Below are 16,825 nucleotides of genomic sequence, written 5' to 3'. Positions count from 1 at the left end.
GACTCCATGCCCGGGCGGCTCAGGCCGGCAGCGGGCGGGTGTGTGGCGCAGTGGCGGTGGCCGGCGCGCTCGGCAGGCGAGTCAGGCGCAGGGCATTGAGCACCACGGTCAACGAACTGATGGACATACCCACCGCCGCCCACACGGGCGTGATCCAGCCGAGGGCGGCGAACGGCAACATCAGGCCATTGTACAGCCCCGCCCACAGCAGGTTCTCGATGATTACCCGACGGGTGCGCCGGGCGAGGCTGAAGGCCTGGACCAAGGCGTCGAGGCGATTGGACAGCAGCACCGCATCGGCGCTGGTCTTGGCCAGGTCGGTGGCCGAGCCCATGGCCACGCTGATGTCGGCGGCGGCCAGCACCGGCACATCGTTGACCCCGTCGCCGAGCATCAGCACCTTGCGGCCCTGCTGATGCAGCTGTTGTAACACCTGCAGCTTGTCATCCGGGCGCAGACCGCCCAGGGCCTCATCGATGCCCAGTTCGGCGGCGACACTGGCAACCATGGGCGAGCTGTCCCCCGACAGCAGCAGCGTGCGCCAGCCGCGCGCCTTGCAGGCCGCCAGCAGGGCAGGGGCATCGTCGCGCAAACGGTCGTCGAGAACGAACCAGGCCAGCGGTCCCTGTTGGTCACCGAGCAGCAGCCATTGTCCCGCTTCATCCGGCATCGGCGGCAACGTGGCGCCGCTGAGTTCACAGACAAAACCGGGCTGGCCGATGCGCAGGCGCTGTTCACTCACCACGCCTTCAAGCCCCAGCCCCGGCGCGCTGTGCACCGCTTCGGCGGCCAGAGGCGCACGACCGAAGGCGCGGGCGATCGGGTGTTCGGAACGGTTTTCCAGGGCGGCGGCCAGCCCCAGGCATTGATCGCTGCCGAGGGCGCCGAGGGGGCGGATCGAACGCAGCGCCAGGCGTCCTTCGGTCAGGGTGCCGGTCTTGTCGAAAATCACCGTGTCGATCTGGTTCAGGCCTTCCAGCACATGGCCGCGGGTCAACAGCAGGCCGAGTTTGTGCAGGGTGCCGGTGGCGGCGGTGAGCGCGGTCGGCGTCGCCAGGGACAAGGCGCAGGGGCAGGTGGCGACCAGCATTGCCAGCACGATCCAGAACGCCCGCGACGAATCCAGCTCCCACCACAGCAGGCCGATGCAGGCCGAAGCGATCAGGGTCAGCAACAGGAACCATTGCGCGGCGCGGTCGGCGATTTCCGCCAGTCGCGGTTTCTCGGCCTGAGCGCGATCGAGCAGGCGAACAATGGCGGACAGGCGGGTGTCATGGCCCAGGGCTTGGACTTCTACGGTCAGTGCGCCTTCGACATTCAGGGTGCCGGCGGTGACGGCGTCGCCTGGGGCTCGAGGCTGTGGCAGGTATTCGCCGGTCAGCAGCGATTCGTCGATGCTCGACTGGCCATCGAGAATCTTGCCGTCGGCCGGCAGGATCGCCCCCGGGTGCACCAGCACCTGATCGCCTACCCGCAGTTCGTTGAGCAGGATCCGTTCGCTCTGGCCATCGGCGCTCAGACGCAGGCAGGAGGCTGGCAACAGATTCACCAGTTGTGCAGTGGCGGCGGCGGTGCGTTCCCGGGCACGGCGTTCCAGATAACGCCCGGCCAGGAGGAACAGCGCGAACATGCCCACCGCATCGAAATACAGTTCACCGACGCCGGTGATCGAAGTCCAGATCCCGGCGATGTAGGCACTGCCAATCGCCAGCGACACTGACACGTCCATGGTCAGGTGGCGGGTGCGCAGGTCACGCATGGCGCCCTTGAAGAACGGCGCGCAGCTATAGAACACGATGGGCGTGGTCAGGAACAGCGCGACCCAGCGCAGGATCGCGTGCATTTCCGGGCTGAGGTCGATGTTGAATTCCGGCCAGGTGGCCATGGTCGCCATCATGGCCTGGAACCACAGCAGGCCCGCCACGCCGAGCTGGCGCAGGGCCAGGCGGTTCTCGCTGGCCAGTTGCTCGCTGGCGCGGTCGGCTTGATAAGGATGGGCGGCGTAGCCGATATGGCGCAGCTCACTGAGCACCTGGCTGAGCGGCAGCTGCGCGTCGGCCCAGCGCACATGCAAGCGGTGGTTCGACAGGTTCAGCCGCGCCTCGGCCACGGCCGGCAGGGCGCGCAGGTGTTTCTCGATCAACCAGCCGCAGGCGGCGCAACTGATGCCTTCCATCAACAGCGTGGTTTGCGCCAGCTCGCCTTCATGGCGGACAAAGGGTTGCTGCACGTCGGCGCGGTCGTAGAGCGCCAGTTCATCCACCAGTTGCACCGGCAGCGCTTCGGGGTTGGCCGAGGCTTCGCTGCGATGTTGGTAATAACTTTCCAGTCCGCCGGCGACGATCGCTTCGGCCACCGCCTGACAACCCGGGCAGCAGAACTCGCGGGACTCCCCGAGCACGACGGCGGTGAAGCGACTGCCGGCCGGGACGGGCAGGGCGCAGTGGTAGCAGGGGAGTGGGGTGGTCATGGGGGTCGTTATAAAAACCATTGTGGCGAGGGAGCTTGCTCCCGTTCGGCTGCGAAGCAGTCGCAATACTGCAAACTCGCCATGTCTGAAAAAACCGATTCACAGTGTCGAGGGGCGCTTCGCACCCCAGCGGGAGCAAGCTCCCTCGCCACAGAGGGCATTACTTCTTCAGGTCTTCAGCACCCTGCAGCGGTTCATCACCGAGCAGCAGGTCCTTGTCATGGTCAACCGATTCTTCCTCGAACATGCGCCAGACGTGCTCATCCTGGGTGCCGAGCAGTTCGACGAAACGGCGACCTTCGATCTTGTCGCTCAACTGACCGATATAACGCCCCTGTTCGGTTTCGCTGCGGGCCAGGACGATCTTGCGGTCCTTCTCCGGTTGGGTCGGCGAGATCAGGTTCAGCTCGAGGGTTTTCGGTTGGCTGTTGCCACTCAGGCGCAGGTCGACTTCACCGGTGACGTCATCCAGGTGAATGCTGGCGCGCATCAACAGCGTCTGCGCCAGCAGTTCACGGTCCAGGGAGCGGTTGATGCCCTTGCCGGCCTCGTAATAGTTATCGTTGACCAGGTTATCCGGGTTGTTCACCGCAATGGTCACCATGGACAAGGTCAGGGTCACCGAACAGGCCAGAATCCCGATGATGATCCATGGCCAAAGGTGCTTGTACCAGGGACTTGCGGCGTTTGCTGCGGGCATGTTCAGTTCTCTCAACGATTTTGTGGGCCGATGAATCGGCTCTTGGCTTCGACGTGGATACTGGCGTCATCGGCATCCTTGAGGATGAATTTCACCTCGTTGGTGCTTGATGGCAGGTGTTCCGGCGCCACGGACAGTTCGGCCGGCTGGCTGACGATATCGCCGGCCGCCACCTTGATTTCGCGCCGCCCCTGCAGCTTGAGGTCCGGCAGGCCGGTGGCTTCGAGCACATAGGTATGGTCGCGCTGATCCTTGTTCATGATCTTCAGGCTGTAGACATTCTCGATCCGCCCTTCGGCGTTTTCGCGGTACAGCACGCGGTCCTTGCTCACGTCGAAGCCCACCAGCGCGCGCATGAAGAACGCGGTCACCAGCAAGCTGATCATGGCCAGCAACACCACGGCGTAACCGATCAGGCGCGGGCGCAGCTTATTGGTTTTCTGCCCCGACAGGTTGTGCTCGGTGGTGTAGCTGATCAGGCCCCGCGGATATTCCATTTTGTCCATGATGGCGTCGCAGGCGTCGATGCACGCCGCGCAGCCGATGCACTCGACTTGCAAGCCGTCGCGGATGTCGATGCCGGTCGGGCAGACCTGGACACACATGGTGCAATCGATGCAGTCGCCCAGGCCTTGAGCCTTGTAGTCGATGCCTTTCTTGCGCGGGCCACGGGACTCGCCCCGGCGTGGGTCGTAAGAGACGATCAGGGTGTCCTTGTCGAACATCACGCTCTGGAAGCGTGCGTACGGACACATGTAGATGCACACCTGCTCGCGCAGCCAGCCGGCGTTGCCATAGGTGGCGAGGGTGAAGAACCCGACCCAGAAATACGACCAGCCGTCGGCCTCGCCGGTGAAGAAATCGATGGTCAGTTCACGGATCGGCGAGAAGTAACCCACGAAGGTCATGCCGGTCACGAAACCGATCAGCAGCCACATCGCGTGCTTGCTGAATTTGCGCAAAAACTTGTTGGCGCTCATCGGCGCCTTGTCGAGCTTGATGCGTTGGTTGCGGTCGCCTTCGGTGACCTTTTCGCACCACATGAAAATCCAGGTCCAGACGCTTTGCGGGCAGGTGTAGCCGCACCAGACCCGGCCTGCGTACACGGTGATGAAGAACAGGCCGAACGCGGCGATGATGAGCATGCCCGACAGCAGGATGAAGTCCTGGGGCCAGAAGGTCGCGCCGAAAATGAAGAATTTACGCTCCGGCAAATTCCACCACACGGCTTGATGACCACCCCAGTTCAGCCACACCGTGCCGAAATACAACAGGAACAACAGGGCACCGCCTGCCATCCGCAAATTGCGAAACAGGCCGGTGAAGGCACGGGTGTAGATCTTTTCTCGGGAGGCGTAGAGGTCGACAGTATTGCTCTCGTTTTTGGCGGGAGGGGTAACGTCGTGTACCGGAATCTGGTTGCTCATCGGTTGTATCCCACGGCAGTGGAAAAATGCCTCGGTCAGTACGTGCCGACCGCGGTCAAAAAGGGGTGTCGCAGTGGCCCAATGATACGCCTGTAGCTCTAGGTCAAGGGTGCGACCTTTGGTCACGTTGGTGGAACGCTGATGACCGTGTAATGACCTGTATCAATTGACTTGTGAATTATGGCCGGTTTTACACGCCGCAGGGGCAAAGCGTGCTCGCGATCGCTATCTCATGGGCGCCATCGCCCAGCCGTCTTCTTCAAAGTTGTATTGGCGCCGTCAAACGAATCACTCGATGCTCAATCGAGCCACGGGTTAATGAGTTGAACGCCGCTTGCCTGAAAGTCGCTGACGTTGCGAGTGACGACGGTCAGCCCGTGAACCAGCGCCGTCGCGGCAATCAATGCGTCGGCTTCATTGACTCGATCCGGGACATGCAAGCTGGCACAACGAAGCGCCACGGCGGCATCGATCGGTAAAATCCGGGCATCGAAAGCTGGCATGACGTGGCGCTTGAGCCAGGTGCGCAAAACCTTTCCCTGAGCAGGATCACGACGCTCAATCCGCAGCACCCCTGTTTCCAGCTCCTTCAAGGTAATGGCTGAAATAAACATGCGTGGGGCGATGATGCTTTTCGCCCAGGCGACGACGTTCGCGTCAGCCTGGGGTTTGCGCAACTCAGAAATCACATTGGTGTCGAGTAGATACATCAAGACAGATCCACGGGGCGATGAGTAATCACGGCGCGCTCGGTTTCAAACTCGATGTCCGCCGCTTCTGGCATTACCAAGAGGTCAACGATGTTGGCATCGGTGCCGGTCAGTTTCTGGTAATCCTCAATGCTTAGCAGTACATGCGCGGGTTTGCCCCTGTCAGTGATGAAAACCGGCCCTTGGCGCGTAGCTTTTTTGGCACCACTTGTGTCCTGATTGAATTCGCGGCTGGAAATGGTGGTGATCGCCATCATGCGTGACCCTCCTCAATGGCTTGATGTAGAAACGTTACTACGTGCTTGCTGTTCCCGCAATGCCGTGGAGTGATCGAATGACCACCGGTTGATTGATGAGCAAAAAAAAGGCCCCGTCAGATGACGGGGCCTTTTCTGTTGCATCAAGCCTTGACCTTACTGCGCGTCTTCCACCGCAGCCTTCTCACCATGAGACAGGCTATAGACGTAAGCGGCCAGCAGGTGAACCTTGTCGTTGCCTTGCAGCAGTTCCTGCGCAGGCATCTGGCCCTGACGGCCGTAACGGATGGTCTGCTGCAGTTGTGCGAAGCTCGAACCGTAGATGAACGCCGCCGGGTGAGTCAGGTTGGGGGCGCCCATCGCCGGGGTGCCTTTGCCTTCCGGACCGTGGCAGGCCACGCAGTTGGCGGCGAACAGTTTCTGGCCGGCAACCGGGTCGGCCTTGGTGCCTTCCGGCAGCTTGCGACCATCGAGGTTGGTCACGACGAACGCCGCGACGTCGGCAACGCCTTGTTCGCCGATCACTTCAGCCCACGCCGGCATGACCGCGTGACGGCCGCCCATGATGGTGGTCTTGATGGTTTCCGGCTCGCCGCCCCAGCGCCAATCGGCGTCGGTCAGGTTAGGGAAGCCATAGGCACCCTTGGCGTCGGAACCGTGGCAGACCGAGCAGTTGGAGGCGAACAGGCGACCACCCATCTTCAGGGCTTGCGGGTCCTTGGCCACTTCTTCGATCGGCATGGAAGCGAACTTGGCGAAGATCGGACCGAACTTGGCGTCCGAGCGAGCCATTTCCTTTTCCCACTCGTGAACGCCGGTCCAGCCGGTCTGTCCGTTGGCGAACGCGGTCTGCTTTTCGTTATCCAGGTAGTTGTAACCCGGCAGCAGGCCTTTCCAGTTGCCCAGGCCGGGGTACAGCACCAGGTAACCCAGGGCGAACACGATGGTGCCCACGAACAGCATGAACCACCATTTCGGCAGTGGGTTGTCGTACTCCTCGATCCCGTCGAAAGAGTGCCCAACCGTCTCTTCGGTCGCCTCGCTGCGCTGGCCCTTGCGGGTCGACAGCAGCAGCCAGGTCAGGGAAAAGATCGTACCGAGACTGAGGACTGTGACGTACAGACTCCAGAATGTAGTCATTCTTTGTTACTCCTAGAAGCTTGCTCGACGTGCTTGATGGCTTCGGGATCATCCGCGAAAGGCAGCAAGGTGGCGTCTTCAAACTCCGACTTGCGCTTGGGGCTGAACACCCACAAGGCCAGGCCGACAAAGGCCACCATCACAACGACGGTGCCCAGGCCACGAATCATCCCGATATCCATTTAGATCACCGTTTGCTTTTGATGATGGTGCCCAGGCCTTGCAGATAGGCCACCAGCGCGTCCATTTCGGTTTTGCCCTTCACGGCATCCTTGGCACCGGCGATGTCTTCGTCGGTGTAAGGGACGCCGAGCGCGCGCAAGACTTCCATTTTCTTCGCGGTGTCTTTGCCGTCGAGCTTGTTTTCCACGAGGAACGGGTAGGCCGGCATCTTCGACTCGGGCACTACGTTGCGCGGGTTGTACAAGTGCGCACGCTGCCAGTCGTCGGAGTAACGGCCGCCAACACGGGCCAGGTCCGGACCGGTACGTTTGGAACCCCACAGGAACGGGTGGTCCCAGACGCTTTCACCGGCGACCGAGTAGTGGCCGTAGCGTTCGGTTTCGGCACGGAACGGACGGATCATCTGCGAGTGGCAGCTGACACAGCCGTTGGCGATGTAGATGTCGCGGCCTTCCAGTTCAAGGGCGGTGCGCGGCTTCATGCCTTCTACCGGCTTGTTGGTCACGTCCTGGAAAAACAGCGGAACGATCTGGGTCAGGCCGCCGACGCTGACGGCGATGACCATGAAGAAGGCCAGCAGGCCAATGTTCTTCTCGACTGCTTCATGCTTCATCAGTGAGCTCCAACTACAGCGATCTGTTCGGCGGCTTCGGCTTCGGCCGGGTTCGAGGCACGTACGGTGCGCCATACGTTGTAGGCCATGAACAGCATGCCGGTGGCGAAGAACGCACCGCCCAGGGCGCGAACGATGTAGCCAGGGTGGCTGGCCTGCAGCGCTTCGACGAACGAGTAGGTGAGGGTGCCGTCATCGTTGATTGCACGCCACATCAGGCCCTGGGTGATGCCGTTGACCCACATCGAAGCGATGTAGAGCACGGTACCGATGGTTGCGAGCCAGAAGTGAGTGTTGATCAGCCCGATGCTGTGCATCTGCGCACGACCGAACAGTTTGGGAATCATGTGGTAGATCGCGCCGATGGAGATCATCGCCACCCAGCCCAGAGCGCCGGCATGTACGTGGCCGATGGTCCAGTCGGTGTAGTGCGACAGCGAGTTCACGGTCTTGATCGCCATCATCGGGCCTTCGAAGGTCGACATGCCGTAGAACGCGAGAGAAACCACCAGGAAGCGCAGGATCGGGTCGGTGCGCAGCTTATGCCAGGCGCCCGACAGGGTCATCATGCCGTTGATCATGCCGCCCCAGCTTGGCGCCAGCAGGATGATCGACATGGCCATGCCCAGCGATTGCGCCCAGTCTGGCAGCGCGGTGTAGTGCAGGTGGTGAGGACCGGCCCAGATGTACAGGGTGATCAGTGCCCAGAAGTGCACGATCGACAGGCGATAGGAGTAGATCGGACGCTCGGCCTGTTTCGGCACGAAGTAGTACATCATCCCCAGGAAGCCGGTGGTCAGGAAGAAGCCTACGGCGTTGTGCCCGTACCACCACTGGATCATCGCATCGGTGGCGCCCGAGTAGGCCGAGTAGGACTTGAAGAAGCTGACCGGCAGGGAGGCGTGGTTGACGATATGCAGCATCGCCGTCACCACGATGAAGGCACCGTAGAACCAGTTGCCGACATAGATGTGCTTGGTCTTGCGTTTGACGATGGTGCCGAAGAACACCAGACCGTAGGTGACCCAGACGATGGCCAGCAGAATGGCGAGGGGCCATTCCAGCTCAGCGTATTCCTTGGTGGTGGTGTAACCCAGCGGCAAGGTAACGATGGCGCCGACGATCACCGCTTGCCAACCCCAGAAGGTGAAGGCCGCGAGGCTGTCGGAAATCAGTCGCGTTTGGCAGGTTCGCTGCACGACGTAATAGGAAGTGGCAAACAGTGCACAACCACCGAAGGCGAAAATCACCAGGTTGGTGTGCAACGGGCGCAGGCGTCCAAAGCTCGTCCAGGGCAGACCGAAGTTCAATTCCGGCCAGACCAGTTGAGAGGCGATGAAGACACCGAGCCCCATGCCAAGGATCCCCCAGACCACCGTCATGATGGCGAACTGGCGGACTACCTTATAGTTATAAGCAGTCGGACTGATTGCTGTGCTCATTCTAAGGTTCCACGGTTTGGGTGTTTTATTAGGATTGAAAATCGGCCGCAAGTATGGAGAAAGCAGGGGGTCATTGCAACGCGCCATGACCTGGGTCAATGCTTTCAAATGCTGATTCTGCGGCCTTTCCATGCGCCGCGTAAGGTTAAAATTACCCATGGACAAAACGTCCGGGCGGACTCATCAGGCGAGGGGGTCAGGTCGGATGTAACGGGGTGTGTTCAAATGCAACGACTGGGTGACCGAAGGCAACTGGCGCGACAGCCGGTATCTACCAGCCTTTGCGGCCTGTCATCGGGCAGATTCGTCGAACACATCGTCGTGGGTCGACCTGGAACCGGCGCCGGCCAGTCCGCATCGACGAAGCTTAGACCCGAATCAGGGGAACCGAAAGGCCGGGATAGAGGGGGTGTGACAAAAGGAAGCAGCTGCAAGCTTCGAGTGGCAACTCGTTGCTTGCAGCGTTTGCGTTTTCCTTTACTTGGCGCTCGTGGCGTGAAGCTTGCCGCTCGACGGCTCTTCACGATTGGAAAGGCTATACACGTAGGCCGCGAGCAGTTGCACCTTATCGTTGCCGAGCAGTTCGCTCTGCGCCGGCATGTGGCCCTGGCGACCATGGCGGATGGTCTGCTGCAACTGAGCCAGGCTGCTGCCATAGATGAAACCGGCCGGGTGCGTCAGGTTCGGCGCACCCATGGCTTCAGTGCCTTGGCCGTTTGCCCCATGACAGGCTACGCACGTGGTGCTGAATGCCTGCTGTCCGGCCTGCAGGTCGGCGGTGCTGTCGGCCGGCAAAGGCAGGCCGGCCAGTTCATGGCGTACATACGCAGCCACGTTTTTCACCCCGGCCTCGCCGAGGATGTCACCCCAGGCCGGCATCGCCGCCACACGCCCGCCCATGATGGTCGCCTTGATGGTGTCGGCGTTGCCGCCCCAGCGCCAGTCGCTGTCGGTCAGGTTGGGAAAGCCGAACGCGCCCTTGGCATCGGAGCCGTGGCACACCGAACAATTGGAAGCGAACAGGCGACCGCCCATCTTCAGGGCTTGCGGATCCTTCGCCACCTCTTGCACAGGCATGGCGGCGAACTTGGCGAAGATCGGTGCAAACTTCGCATCGGCCTTGTCCATCTCCTTTTCCCATTCATGCACCCCAGTCCAGCCGTTGTCATAGCCGGGGAGGATGCCTTTCCAGTTGCCCAGGCCCGGATAGAGGATCAGGTAGCCCACGGCAAACACCAGTGTCCCTGCGAACAGCATGAACCACCATTGCGGCAACGGGTTGTCGTATTCCTCGATGCCGTCGAAGCTGTGGCCCATGGTCTGGTCGACGCTGCCCTTGGTTTCGCCGCGGCGGGTGCCTATCAACAGCCAGGTCAGGCCGATCAGGCTGCCAATGGTCAGTACGCAGATCCATGTACTCCAGAAAGTAGTCATGGGCGGGTGCTCCTCGTTTCTTCGCTAATATCGGGTTGCGGCTCATCGGCGAACGGCAGCAGGCGCGCCTCGGCGAACGCCTGGCGGCGCTGGCCGCTGAACACCCACAGGCTCAGGCCGACGAAGGCTACGAACACCACGACCGTGCCCAGGCCGCGGATCATTCCAGTGCTCATCTCAACGACCATGGCTCACCTCTTGCTCTTGATCGCAGTGCCGAGCACTTGCAGGTAGGCGACCAGCGCATCCATTTCGGTCTTGCCCTTGAGCGAGTCTGCGCTGCCTGCGATATCGTCGTCGGTGTAGGGCACGCCGAGGGTGCGCATGGCTCGCAGCTTGGTGGCGGTGTGGCTGCTGTCCAGCGCGTTCGCCACCAACCACGGGTAGGCGGGCATCTTCGATTCCGGCACCACGTTGCGCGGGTTGTACAAATGCGCGCGGTGCCAGTCATCCGAGTAACGCGCGCCAACCCGGGCCAGGTCAGGGCCGGTGCGTTTCGAGCCCCAGAGGAATGGGTGATCCCAGACGCTCTCTCCGGCCACCGAGTAGTGGCCGTAGCGCTCGGTCTCGGCGCGAAACGGGCGGATCATTTGCGAGTGACAGCCGACGCAACCTTCGCGGATATAAATGTCGCGACCTTCCAGTTGCAGCGCGGTGTAGGGCTTCATGCCTTCCACCGGTTTGTTGGTCACGTCCTGGAAGAACAGCGGGACGATCTGGGTCAGGCCGCCGACGCTCACGGCCAATACCATCAGCAACATCAACAGGCCGACGTTTTTCTCGATTGTTTCGTGTTTCATGGCGGACTCCTCAGGCCATCTGCGCGGCTGCGGCGACGTCGGCAGGCTGCGAGGCCCGCACGGTGCGCCAGGTGTTGTAGGCCATCAGCAACATGCCGCTGAGGAAGATTGCGCCGCCGACCAGGCGCACGACGAAGCCCGGATGGCTGGCCACCAGGGTTTCGACGAAGGAGTAGGTCAGCGTGCCGTCCTCGTTCACTGCACGCCACATCAGGCCTTGGGCGATGCCGTTGACCCACATCGAGGCGATGTACAGAACGGTGCCGATGGTGGCGAGCCAGAAGTGCGCGTTGATCAGACCGATGCTGTGCATCTGCGCACGGCCAAACACTTTCGGGATCATGTGGTACAGCGCGCCGATGGATATCATCGCCACCCAACCCAGGGCGCCGGCGTGCACGTGGCCGATGGTCCAGTCGGTGTAGTGGGAGAGGGCGTTGACGGTCTTGATCGCCATCATCGGCCCTTCGAAAGTCGACATGCCGTAGAACGCGAGCGACACCACAAGGAAACGCAGGATCGGGTCGCTGCGCAACTTATGCCAGGCGCCCGACAGGGTCATCATGCCGTTGATCATCCCGCCCCAGCTCGGTGCCAGCAGGATCAGCGACATCACCATGCCCAGCGACTGCGCCCAGTCCGGCAGGGCGGTGTAGTGCAGGTGGTGAGGGCCGGCCCAGATGTACAGGGTGATCAGCGCCCAGAAGTGCACGATGGACAGGCGATAGGAATACACCGGACGCTCGGCCTGCTTGGGCACGAAGTAATACATCATCCCCAGGAAGCCGGCGGTGAGGAAAAACCCCACGGCGTTGTGGCCGTACCACCACTGCACCATGGCGTCGGTGGCGCCGGCGTACAGCGAGTAGGACTTGGTAAAGCTCACCGGCAACTCAAGGTTGTTGACGATGTGCAGGATGGCGACGGTGATGATGAACCCGCCGAAGAACCAGTTGCCGACGTAGATGTGTCTGGTCTTGCGCTGCATGATCGTGCCGAAGAACACGATGGCGTAGGCGACCCAGACGATGGTGATCAGGATGTCGATCGGCCATTCCAGCTCGGCGTATTCCTTGGAACTGGTGTAGCCCAGTGGCAGGCTGATGGCGGCCAGGACGATCACCAGTTGCCAGCCCCAGAAGCAGAACGCAGCGATTCTTGGCGCGAACAATCGGGCCTGGCAGGTGCGTTGCACCGAATAGAACGAACTGGCGAACAGCGCGCAGCCGCCGAAAGCGAAGATCACCGCGTTGGTGTGCAACGGGCGCAAGCGGCCGAAACTGGTCCACGGCAGATTGAAGTTGAGTTCGGGCCAGACCAACTGGGCTGCGAGAAAAACCCCGAGCCCCATGCCGACGATGCCCCACACCACCGTCATAATGGCGAATTGGCGGACCACCTTGTAGTTGTAGGCGGTACTGATAGAAGTGTTCATGGTTCCCCATCCACGGTTCAGCCGAAGTGGGCGCGTGCGCAAGGCAACGTCCCTTCGCCTGGAGTTATAGGCAGACTAAAAGCGAGGCAAGCATGGACAAACGGCACAAGTCCGATATTGACGGGGATCAATGGGCGCAGTGTGTGCGCGAGCATGGATGGCTGTGGAATGCCGCGGTTGCGCCGGCGTCGGCGACCCTGATCCTCGCCCACGGCGCCGGTGCGCCCATGGACAGCGACTGGATGAACGACATGGCCGCACGCCTCGCCGCGCTTGGCATCAATGTGCTGCGCTTCGAGTTTCCGTACATGGCGCAGCGCCGTGTCGACGGCGGCAAGCGTCCGCCGAATCCGGCGCCAAAACTGCTGGAGTGCTGGCGCGAGGTGTATGCCCAAGTGCGACGTCATGTCGCCGGGCCATTGGCGATCGGCGGCAAGTCCATGGGTGGACGGATGGCCAGCTTGCTCGCCGATGAACTGGGCGCGGATGCGTTGGTGTGCCTGGGTTATCCGTTTTACGCCGTGGGCAAACCGGAGAAACCGCGGGTCGAGCATTTGGCTGCTTTAAAAACCCGGACCTTGATCGTGCAGGGCGAGCGCGACGCCTTGGGCAATCGCGAGGCGGTCGAGGGCTACGATCTGTCACCGAGTATCGAAGTGATGTGGCTGGTGGCGGGGGATCATGACTTGAAGCCGTTGAAGGCGTCGGGGTTTAGTCATGAGCAGCATTTGGCGGCTGCGGCGCAGAAAGTGGCTGCGTTTATTCAGTGAGATCTGTGGTAGCGGGTATGGCCTCTTCGCGAGCAAGCCCGCTCCCACAGGTTTTTTTGAGCGCCGAGAAACTGTACACGCGAGGCTTGCCCGCGAAAGGGGTCGACCATTATTTTCAGGATTCAGGCGCCAGATCATCCAGATCGGGAAAGATGATTTTCCCCATCATCCAAGGTTCGACGATCTCGAAGTGCACCTTACGAAGAAATGATCCCCACTCACTTCGGTTATGTGCGTCCGGCCCGGTAATGGTCAGCAAAAGATGTTCATCCCGAAAAGCGTCAAAAGCGTAGATCAGCCAGAAATCATTGTCGGGATCGTTGGTCAGCGCTGTGCGGTAGTACTGGCGGGCAATTTTCGACCAGCGCACTTGGGTGTGTTGAGTACTTGCCAGGTGGATGTGGTGCATGCCGCTCAGGTCGAGTCGTTCGTCTCGTCCGAACACCGCCGGCAATTCACCGCAGACCTTGTAGTTGTAAAAGTGTGCTGCGAAATTTTGCCAGTTACCTATTTGTCTAAAAAGATCAGAAATTTTGACCGCCGGCATTCAGGCCTACTTTGTAATAGGAAGCCTGCCAGTGATCACAAACTTATCGAATGCTTTTTGTCCATCACGCGCCGCTTGCCGAACATCAAGGAATGTCAGTTCATCACGGACCTCCTTTTTATTGGGCTTGTCGATCTTTTTCGTGGTGGCCATCGGAGCCTCCGAAAGGTGTGAGTTCATACTGACCAGCTTATGGGAAAAGATTTTGAGCGGCAAACGATAGAGGGCGGCTCAGGGGATGGACAAGTCAGCTGATTCGGGGAGGTTTGTAGGCAGGTACGTACAGAGGTGTAGTCAACCCCAATAAAAAACCCGGAGGCTTTCACCGTCCGGGTTTTTCTTTTCCTGCATCCATCAGCGGTTAAAGCGTTCCACCAACGAATACTGGGTATTGGCAGTCTTGGTCAGTTCTTCGCTCAGCAGCGCCGAGTTCTGTGCCTGTTCCGAGGTCTGGTCAGCCAGATGTGAGATGTTGCTGATGTTGCGGCTGATTTCTTCGGCGACGGCGCTTTGCTCTTCAGTGGCGGCAGCGATCTGGGTGGTCATGTCGGTGATGTTGGCCACCGCTTCGCTGATCCCCACCAGGGCCTGATCCGCTTCCAGTACCCGCGCCACACCTTCTTCGGCCTGACGATGTCCGGCTTCCATGGTTTGCACCGCAGTGCCGGCGGTCTGTTGCAGCTTGGCGATCAGGGCGTGGATCTGCCCGGTGGATTCGCTGGTGCGCTGCGCCAGTTGCCGAACCTCATCGGCCACTACCGCAAAGCCGCGCCCCATCTCACCGGCACGGGCCGCTTCGATGGCCGCGTTCAGCGCCAGCAGGTTGGTCTGGTCGGCGATGCCCTTGATCACGTCGACCACACCGCCGATTTCATCGCTGTCCTTGGCCAGTTGGGTCACGGTCTGACCGGTCTCCCCGACCACCACCGACAGACGCTGAATCGCTTCGCGGGTTTCCCCGGCGATGTCGCGACCGCGGCCGGTCAGGCGATTGGCTTCCTGAGTGGCGTCGGCGGTGCGCTGCACATGGCTGGCGACTTCCTGAGTGGTGGCCGCCATCTGATTGACGGCGGTCGCCACTTGCTCGGTTTCCACCCGCTGACGTTCCAGGCCGCTGGAGCTGTTGTGCGCCAGGGCATCGGACTGTTTGGCCTGTTCGGTCAGGTGTTCGGCGGTATCCTGCAGACGGGTCAGGCAGGTTTTCAGCCGCGCTTCCTGGCTGAGGATCGACATTTCCAGTCGCGCCTGGGCACCCCGGCTGTCGGTGTACATCCGGGCGATCAGCGGGTCAGAGGTGGTCTGCTCGGCCAGGCGCAGCAAGCGTTTGATGCCGCGTTGCTGCCAGCTCAGGCCCATCAGGCCCAGTGGCACCGACAGCGCCGCCGCCAGGGCAAAGCCCCACTGGGAATTGAGCGAGGCACCGATCATGAAGCTCAACTGGCTGACCAGAATGAACGGCAGCCAGTCCTGAAGCACCGGCAGCCATTTATCGGTGGAGGGAATGGCCGACTTGCCCTGGTTGATGCGTTGGTAGAGCGCTTCGGCACGGCGGATCTGTTCGGCGGTGGGTTTGACCCGCACCGACTCGAAACCGATCACCTGTTTGCCTTCGAAGATCGGTGTCACATAGGCGTTGACCCAATAGTGATCACCGCTCTTGCAGCGATTCTTGATGATGCCCATCCATGGCAAGCCTTGTTTCAGTGTCGCCCACATGTGCGCGAACACCGCGGCCGGCACGTCGGGGTGACGCACCTGGTTGTGCGGCGCACGGATGAGTTCCTCTCGCGAAAACCCGCTGATCTCGACGAAATCGTCGTTGCAGTAGGTGATCATGCCCTTGGCATCGGTGGTGGATATCAACCGTTGCTGAGCCGGGAAGGTCCGCTCGCGTTGTGTAATTGGCTGGTTGTTACGCATGGCTTTTTAATCCGCAAGGCTTTCATGGGCTGTATCGGCAATGGCCGGGTTTTGTTGAGATTATTTTTCGATAATCAGTGACGCGTCGCAAAATGACCCTTGCGTCAGCCGGCGAGCATCGGATAGGTGAACAAACCAAAATGCAGCAGATTCAGCCCGAAGTGGCTGACGATCGCCGCTGCCAGACCGCCAAAACGATAGGCCAGGCCATAACCGATGCCCGCCAGGCTCGCCAGCATCACCCACTGCCAGCCAGCGCCGACGTGCGCCAGGCCGAACAGTAAAGACGCGATGATCAGGGCGAGGTGGTCGCCGTAAGGCAGATGGGCCAGGCGACGGCTCAGACCGCCCTGGATATAGCCGCGAAACAGCGCTTCTTCCACCAGCGTCACCAGCAGCAGGTTATTGAGCAGCCACAGCCAGGCCTGCTCCGGCCATTTCGGTGCCCAGCCGATGACGCCCAGCAACCACGCGCCACCGAGGGCCAGCACGGCGCTGAGGACCAGCGCCAGTGCCGCGGCGCAGGCGCTCGGTCGCAGCGAACGCCGGCCAACGATCCACGGGCACACCAGCAGCAGCCAGAAGCCGATCAGCGGCTTGTCCAGGTTCAGGTACATGGAAAACGGTACGGCATCGTCGGTGAACCGCTGCGGATCAATGACGCGGCCGTTGTAGAACCCGGGCAGCCAGTGTGTCGCCAACGCCAGGGCCAGCACGATGAACAGGGCGTGGCCCAGGTAACGGACGAATTGAAGGGTTTGTTGGCGAACGGCGAAACCGGCGATCAGCAACAGAGCGAAGGAGATCCCGGCGAGCCAGCCGAGATGGCCAAAGCTGAGGGCGATCCCATAGCCGAGGGAGAGCAGGGCCAGGCAGGTCCATGGCAAAGCGATCATTTGAAGTCCTTGTGTGCGTTTCTACGTGTCACTGCAGTCCATTGTGGGAGCGGGCTTGCTCGCGAAAGCGCCGTGTCAGTC

The 16,825-nt window shown here is 61.0% G+C and carries 18 protein-coding genes; 1 reads left to right on the top strand and 17 read right to left on the bottom strand.

The window, feature by feature from the left end:
* Nucleotides 1-19 precede the first annotated feature (19 nt).
* The 13 genes from B0W55_RS20615 to ccoN (B0W55_RS20555) all read right to left on the bottom strand — a co-directional run bounded on the left by B0W55_RS20615 (nt 20) and on the right by ccoN (B0W55_RS20555) (nt 12,611).
* Nucleotides 20-2,470, bottom strand: coding sequence for a heavy metal translocating P-type ATPase (locus B0W55_RS20615; RefSeq protein WP_077047763.1), 2,451 nt, complete (start codon nt 2,468-2,470; stop codon nt 20-22).
* A 160-nt stretch (nt 2,471-2,630) separates the two neighbouring features.
* On the bottom strand, nt 2,631-3,170 hold the full coding sequence (locus B0W55_RS20610; protein WP_077047762.1) for a FixH family protein: 540 nt from the start codon (nt 3,168-3,170) through the stop codon (nt 2,631-2,633).
* 11 nt (nt 3,171-3,181) lie between these two features.
* Nucleotides 3,182-4,597: a cytochrome c oxidase accessory protein CcoG gene (ccoG, locus tag B0W55_RS20605; RefSeq protein WP_077047761.1), complete on the bottom strand. Its 1,416-nt coding sequence runs from the start codon at nt 4,595-4,597 to the stop codon at nt 3,182-3,184.
* Between the two features lie 299 nt (nt 4,598-4,896).
* Entirely contained in the window at nt 4,897-5,307 is a 411-nt protein-coding gene (locus tag B0W55_RS20600; RefSeq protein ID WP_077047760.1) for a type II toxin-antitoxin system VapC family toxin, read from the bottom strand.
* On the bottom strand, nt 5,307-5,561 hold the full coding sequence (locus B0W55_RS20595) for a type II toxin-antitoxin system Phd/YefM family antitoxin (protein ID WP_077047774.1): 255 nt from the start codon (nt 5,559-5,561) through the stop codon (nt 5,307-5,309). Before B0W55_RS20595 ends, B0W55_RS20600 begins: the two co-directional genes overlap by 1 nt.
* Before the next feature lie 159 nt (nt 5,562-5,720).
* Nucleotides 5,721-6,704 (bottom strand): cytochrome-c oxidase, cbb3-type subunit III, encoded by a 984-nt coding sequence (ccoP, locus tag B0W55_RS20590; RefSeq protein ID WP_077047759.1) that lies wholly within the window; start codon nt 6,702-6,704, stop codon nt 5,721-5,723.
* Nucleotides 6,701-6,886: a CcoQ/FixQ family Cbb3-type cytochrome c oxidase assembly chaperone gene (locus tag B0W55_RS20585; protein ID WP_032831505.1), complete on the bottom strand. Its 186-nt coding sequence runs from the start codon at nt 6,884-6,886 to the stop codon at nt 6,701-6,703. The genes ccoP (B0W55_RS20590) and B0W55_RS20585 overlap by 4 nt, the downstream gene beginning before the upstream one ends.
* Before the next feature lie 5 nt (nt 6,887-6,891).
* Nucleotides 6,892-7,500 (bottom strand): cytochrome-c oxidase, cbb3-type subunit II, encoded by a 609-nt coding sequence (ccoO, locus tag B0W55_RS20580; RefSeq protein WP_077047758.1) that lies wholly within the window; start codon nt 7,498-7,500, stop codon nt 6,892-6,894.
* Nucleotides 7,500-8,942, bottom strand: coding sequence for a cytochrome-c oxidase, cbb3-type subunit I (gene ccoN / locus B0W55_RS20575; RefSeq protein ID WP_077047757.1), 1,443 nt, complete (start codon nt 8,940-8,942; stop codon nt 7,500-7,502). The genes ccoO (B0W55_RS20580) and ccoN (B0W55_RS20575) overlap by 1 nt, the downstream gene beginning before the upstream one ends.
* A 477-nt stretch (nt 8,943-9,419) precedes the next feature.
* Complete coding sequence (gene ccoP / locus B0W55_RS20570) at nt 9,420-10,376, bottom strand: cytochrome-c oxidase, cbb3-type subunit III (RefSeq protein ID WP_077047756.1); 957 nt, start codon at nt 10,374-10,376, stop codon at nt 9,420-9,422.
* Entirely contained in the window at nt 10,373-10,564 is a 192-nt protein-coding gene (locus B0W55_RS20565) for a CcoQ/FixQ family Cbb3-type cytochrome c oxidase assembly chaperone (protein WP_077047755.1), read from the bottom strand. Before B0W55_RS20565 ends, ccoP (B0W55_RS20570) begins: the two co-directional genes overlap by 4 nt.
* Before the next feature lie 3 nt (nt 10,565-10,567).
* Complete coding sequence (gene ccoO / locus B0W55_RS20560; protein WP_077047754.1) at nt 10,568-11,176, bottom strand: cytochrome-c oxidase, cbb3-type subunit II; 609 nt, start codon at nt 11,174-11,176, stop codon at nt 10,568-10,570.
* Nucleotides 11,177-11,186: 10 nt separating this feature from the next.
* A complete protein-coding gene (ccoN, locus tag B0W55_RS20555; protein ID WP_077047753.1) occupies nt 11,187-12,611 on the bottom strand; it encodes a cytochrome-c oxidase, cbb3-type subunit I in 1,425 nt (474 codons plus the stop codon).
* 92 nt (nt 12,612-12,703) lie between these two features.
* Here ccoN (B0W55_RS20555) and B0W55_RS20550 point away from each other — a divergent pair, with 92 nt between their 5' ends.
* Nucleotides 12,704-13,381 carry an alpha/beta family hydrolase gene (locus tag B0W55_RS20550; protein ID WP_077047752.1) on the top strand — a complete coding sequence of 226 codons (678 nt, stop codon included), beginning with the start codon at nt 12,704-12,706 and terminating at the stop codon, nt 13,379-13,381.
* A 115-nt stretch (nt 13,382-13,496) separates the two neighbouring features.
* On the opposite strand, the gene B0W55_RS20545 is transcribed toward B0W55_RS20550, so the two are convergent.
* From B0W55_RS20545 to B0W55_RS20535, 4 genes are all read right to left on the bottom strand, one after another.
* Entirely contained in the window at nt 13,497-13,928 is a 432-nt protein-coding gene (locus tag B0W55_RS20545) for a type II toxin-antitoxin system YafO family toxin (RefSeq protein ID WP_077047751.1), read from the bottom strand.
* A gap of 6 nt (nt 13,929-13,934) precedes the next feature.
* On the bottom strand, nt 13,935-14,081 hold the full coding sequence (locus tag B0W55_RS30840) for a hypothetical protein (protein ID WP_175645533.1): 147 nt from the start codon (nt 14,079-14,081) through the stop codon (nt 13,935-13,937).
* 201 nt (nt 14,082-14,282) lie between these two features.
* Entirely contained in the window at nt 14,283-15,848 is a 1,566-nt protein-coding gene (locus B0W55_RS20540; RefSeq protein WP_077047750.1) for a PAS domain-containing methyl-accepting chemotaxis protein, read from the bottom strand.
* 104 nt (nt 15,849-15,952) lie between these two features.
* A complete protein-coding gene (locus B0W55_RS20535) occupies nt 15,953-16,744 on the bottom strand; it encodes a CPBP family intramembrane glutamic endopeptidase (RefSeq protein WP_077047749.1) in 792 nt (263 codons plus the stop codon).
* Between the last annotated feature and the right edge of the window lie 81 nt (nt 16,745-16,825).

Source organism: Pseudomonas sp. KK4 (assembly GCF_001984065.1).
In the GTDB taxonomy this organism is placed as follows: domain Bacteria; phylum Pseudomonadota; class Gammaproteobacteria; order Pseudomonadales; family Pseudomonadaceae; genus Aquipseudomonas.
The sequence above is the reverse complement of the archived record's forward strand: the minus strand, read 5'-3'. Positions and strand labels throughout refer to the sequence as shown.

Bases quoted from the DNA above. Each gene is read 5' to 3' on its own strand.
- B0W55_RS20615 (WP_077047763.1), bottom strand. From the start codon at position 2,470: ATGACCACCCCACTCCCCTGCTACCACTGCGCCCTGCCCGTCCCGGCC.
- B0W55_RS20610 (WP_077047762.1), bottom strand. From the start codon at position 3,170: ATGCCCGCAGCAAACGCCGCAAGTCCCTGGTACAAGCACCTTTGGCCA.
- ccoG (WP_077047761.1), bottom strand. From the start codon at position 4,597: ATGAGCAACCAGATTCCGGTACACGACGTTACCCCTCCCGCCAAAAAC.
- B0W55_RS20600 (WP_077047760.1), bottom strand. From the start codon at position 5,307: ATGTATCTACTCGACACCAATGTGATTTCTGAGTTGCGCAAACCCCAG.
- B0W55_RS20595 (WP_077047774.1), bottom strand. From the start codon at position 5,561: ATGGCGATCACCACCATTTCCAGCCGCGAATTCAATCAGGACACAAGT.
- ccoP (WP_077047759.1), bottom strand. From the start codon at position 6,704: ATGACTACATTCTGGAGTCTGTACGTCACAGTCCTCAGTCTCGGTACG.
- B0W55_RS20585 (WP_032831505.1), bottom strand. From the start codon at position 6,886: ATGGATATCGGGATGATTCGTGGCCTGGGCACCGTCGTTGTGATGGTG.
- ccoO (WP_077047758.1), bottom strand. From the start codon at position 7,500: ATGAAGCATGAAGCAGTCGAGAAGAACATTGGCCTGCTGGCCTTCTTC.
- ccoN (WP_077047757.1), bottom strand. From the start codon at position 8,942: ATGAGCACAGCAATCAGTCCGACTGCTTATAACTATAAGGTAGTCCGC.
- ccoP (WP_077047756.1), bottom strand. From the start codon at position 10,376: ATGACTACTTTCTGGAGTACATGGATCTGCGTACTGACCATTGGCAGC.
- B0W55_RS20565 (WP_077047755.1), bottom strand. From the start codon at position 10,564: ATGGTCGTTGAGATGAGCACTGGAATGATCCGCGGCCTGGGCACGGTC.
- ccoO (WP_077047754.1), bottom strand. From the start codon at position 11,176: ATGAAACACGAAACAATCGAGAAAAACGTCGGCCTGTTGATGTTGCTG.
- ccoN (WP_077047753.1), bottom strand. From the start codon at position 12,611: ATGAACACTTCTATCAGTACCGCCTACAACTACAAGGTGGTCCGCCAA.
- B0W55_RS20550 (WP_077047752.1), top strand. From the start codon at position 12,704: ATGGACAAACGGCACAAGTCCGATATTGACGGGGATCAATGGGCGCAG.
- B0W55_RS20545 (WP_077047751.1), bottom strand. From the start codon at position 13,928: ATGCCGGCGGTCAAAATTTCTGATCTTTTTAGACAAATAGGTAACTGG.
- B0W55_RS30840 (WP_175645533.1), bottom strand. From the start codon at position 14,081: ATGGCCACCACGAAAAAGATCGACAAGCCCAATAAAAAGGAGGTCCGT.
- B0W55_RS20540 (WP_077047750.1), bottom strand. From the start codon at position 15,848: ATGCGTAACAACCAGCCAATTACACAACGCGAGCGGACCTTCCCGGCT.
- B0W55_RS20535 (WP_077047749.1), bottom strand. From the start codon at position 16,744: ATGATCGCTTTGCCATGGACCTGCCTGGCCCTGCTCTCCCTCGGCTAT.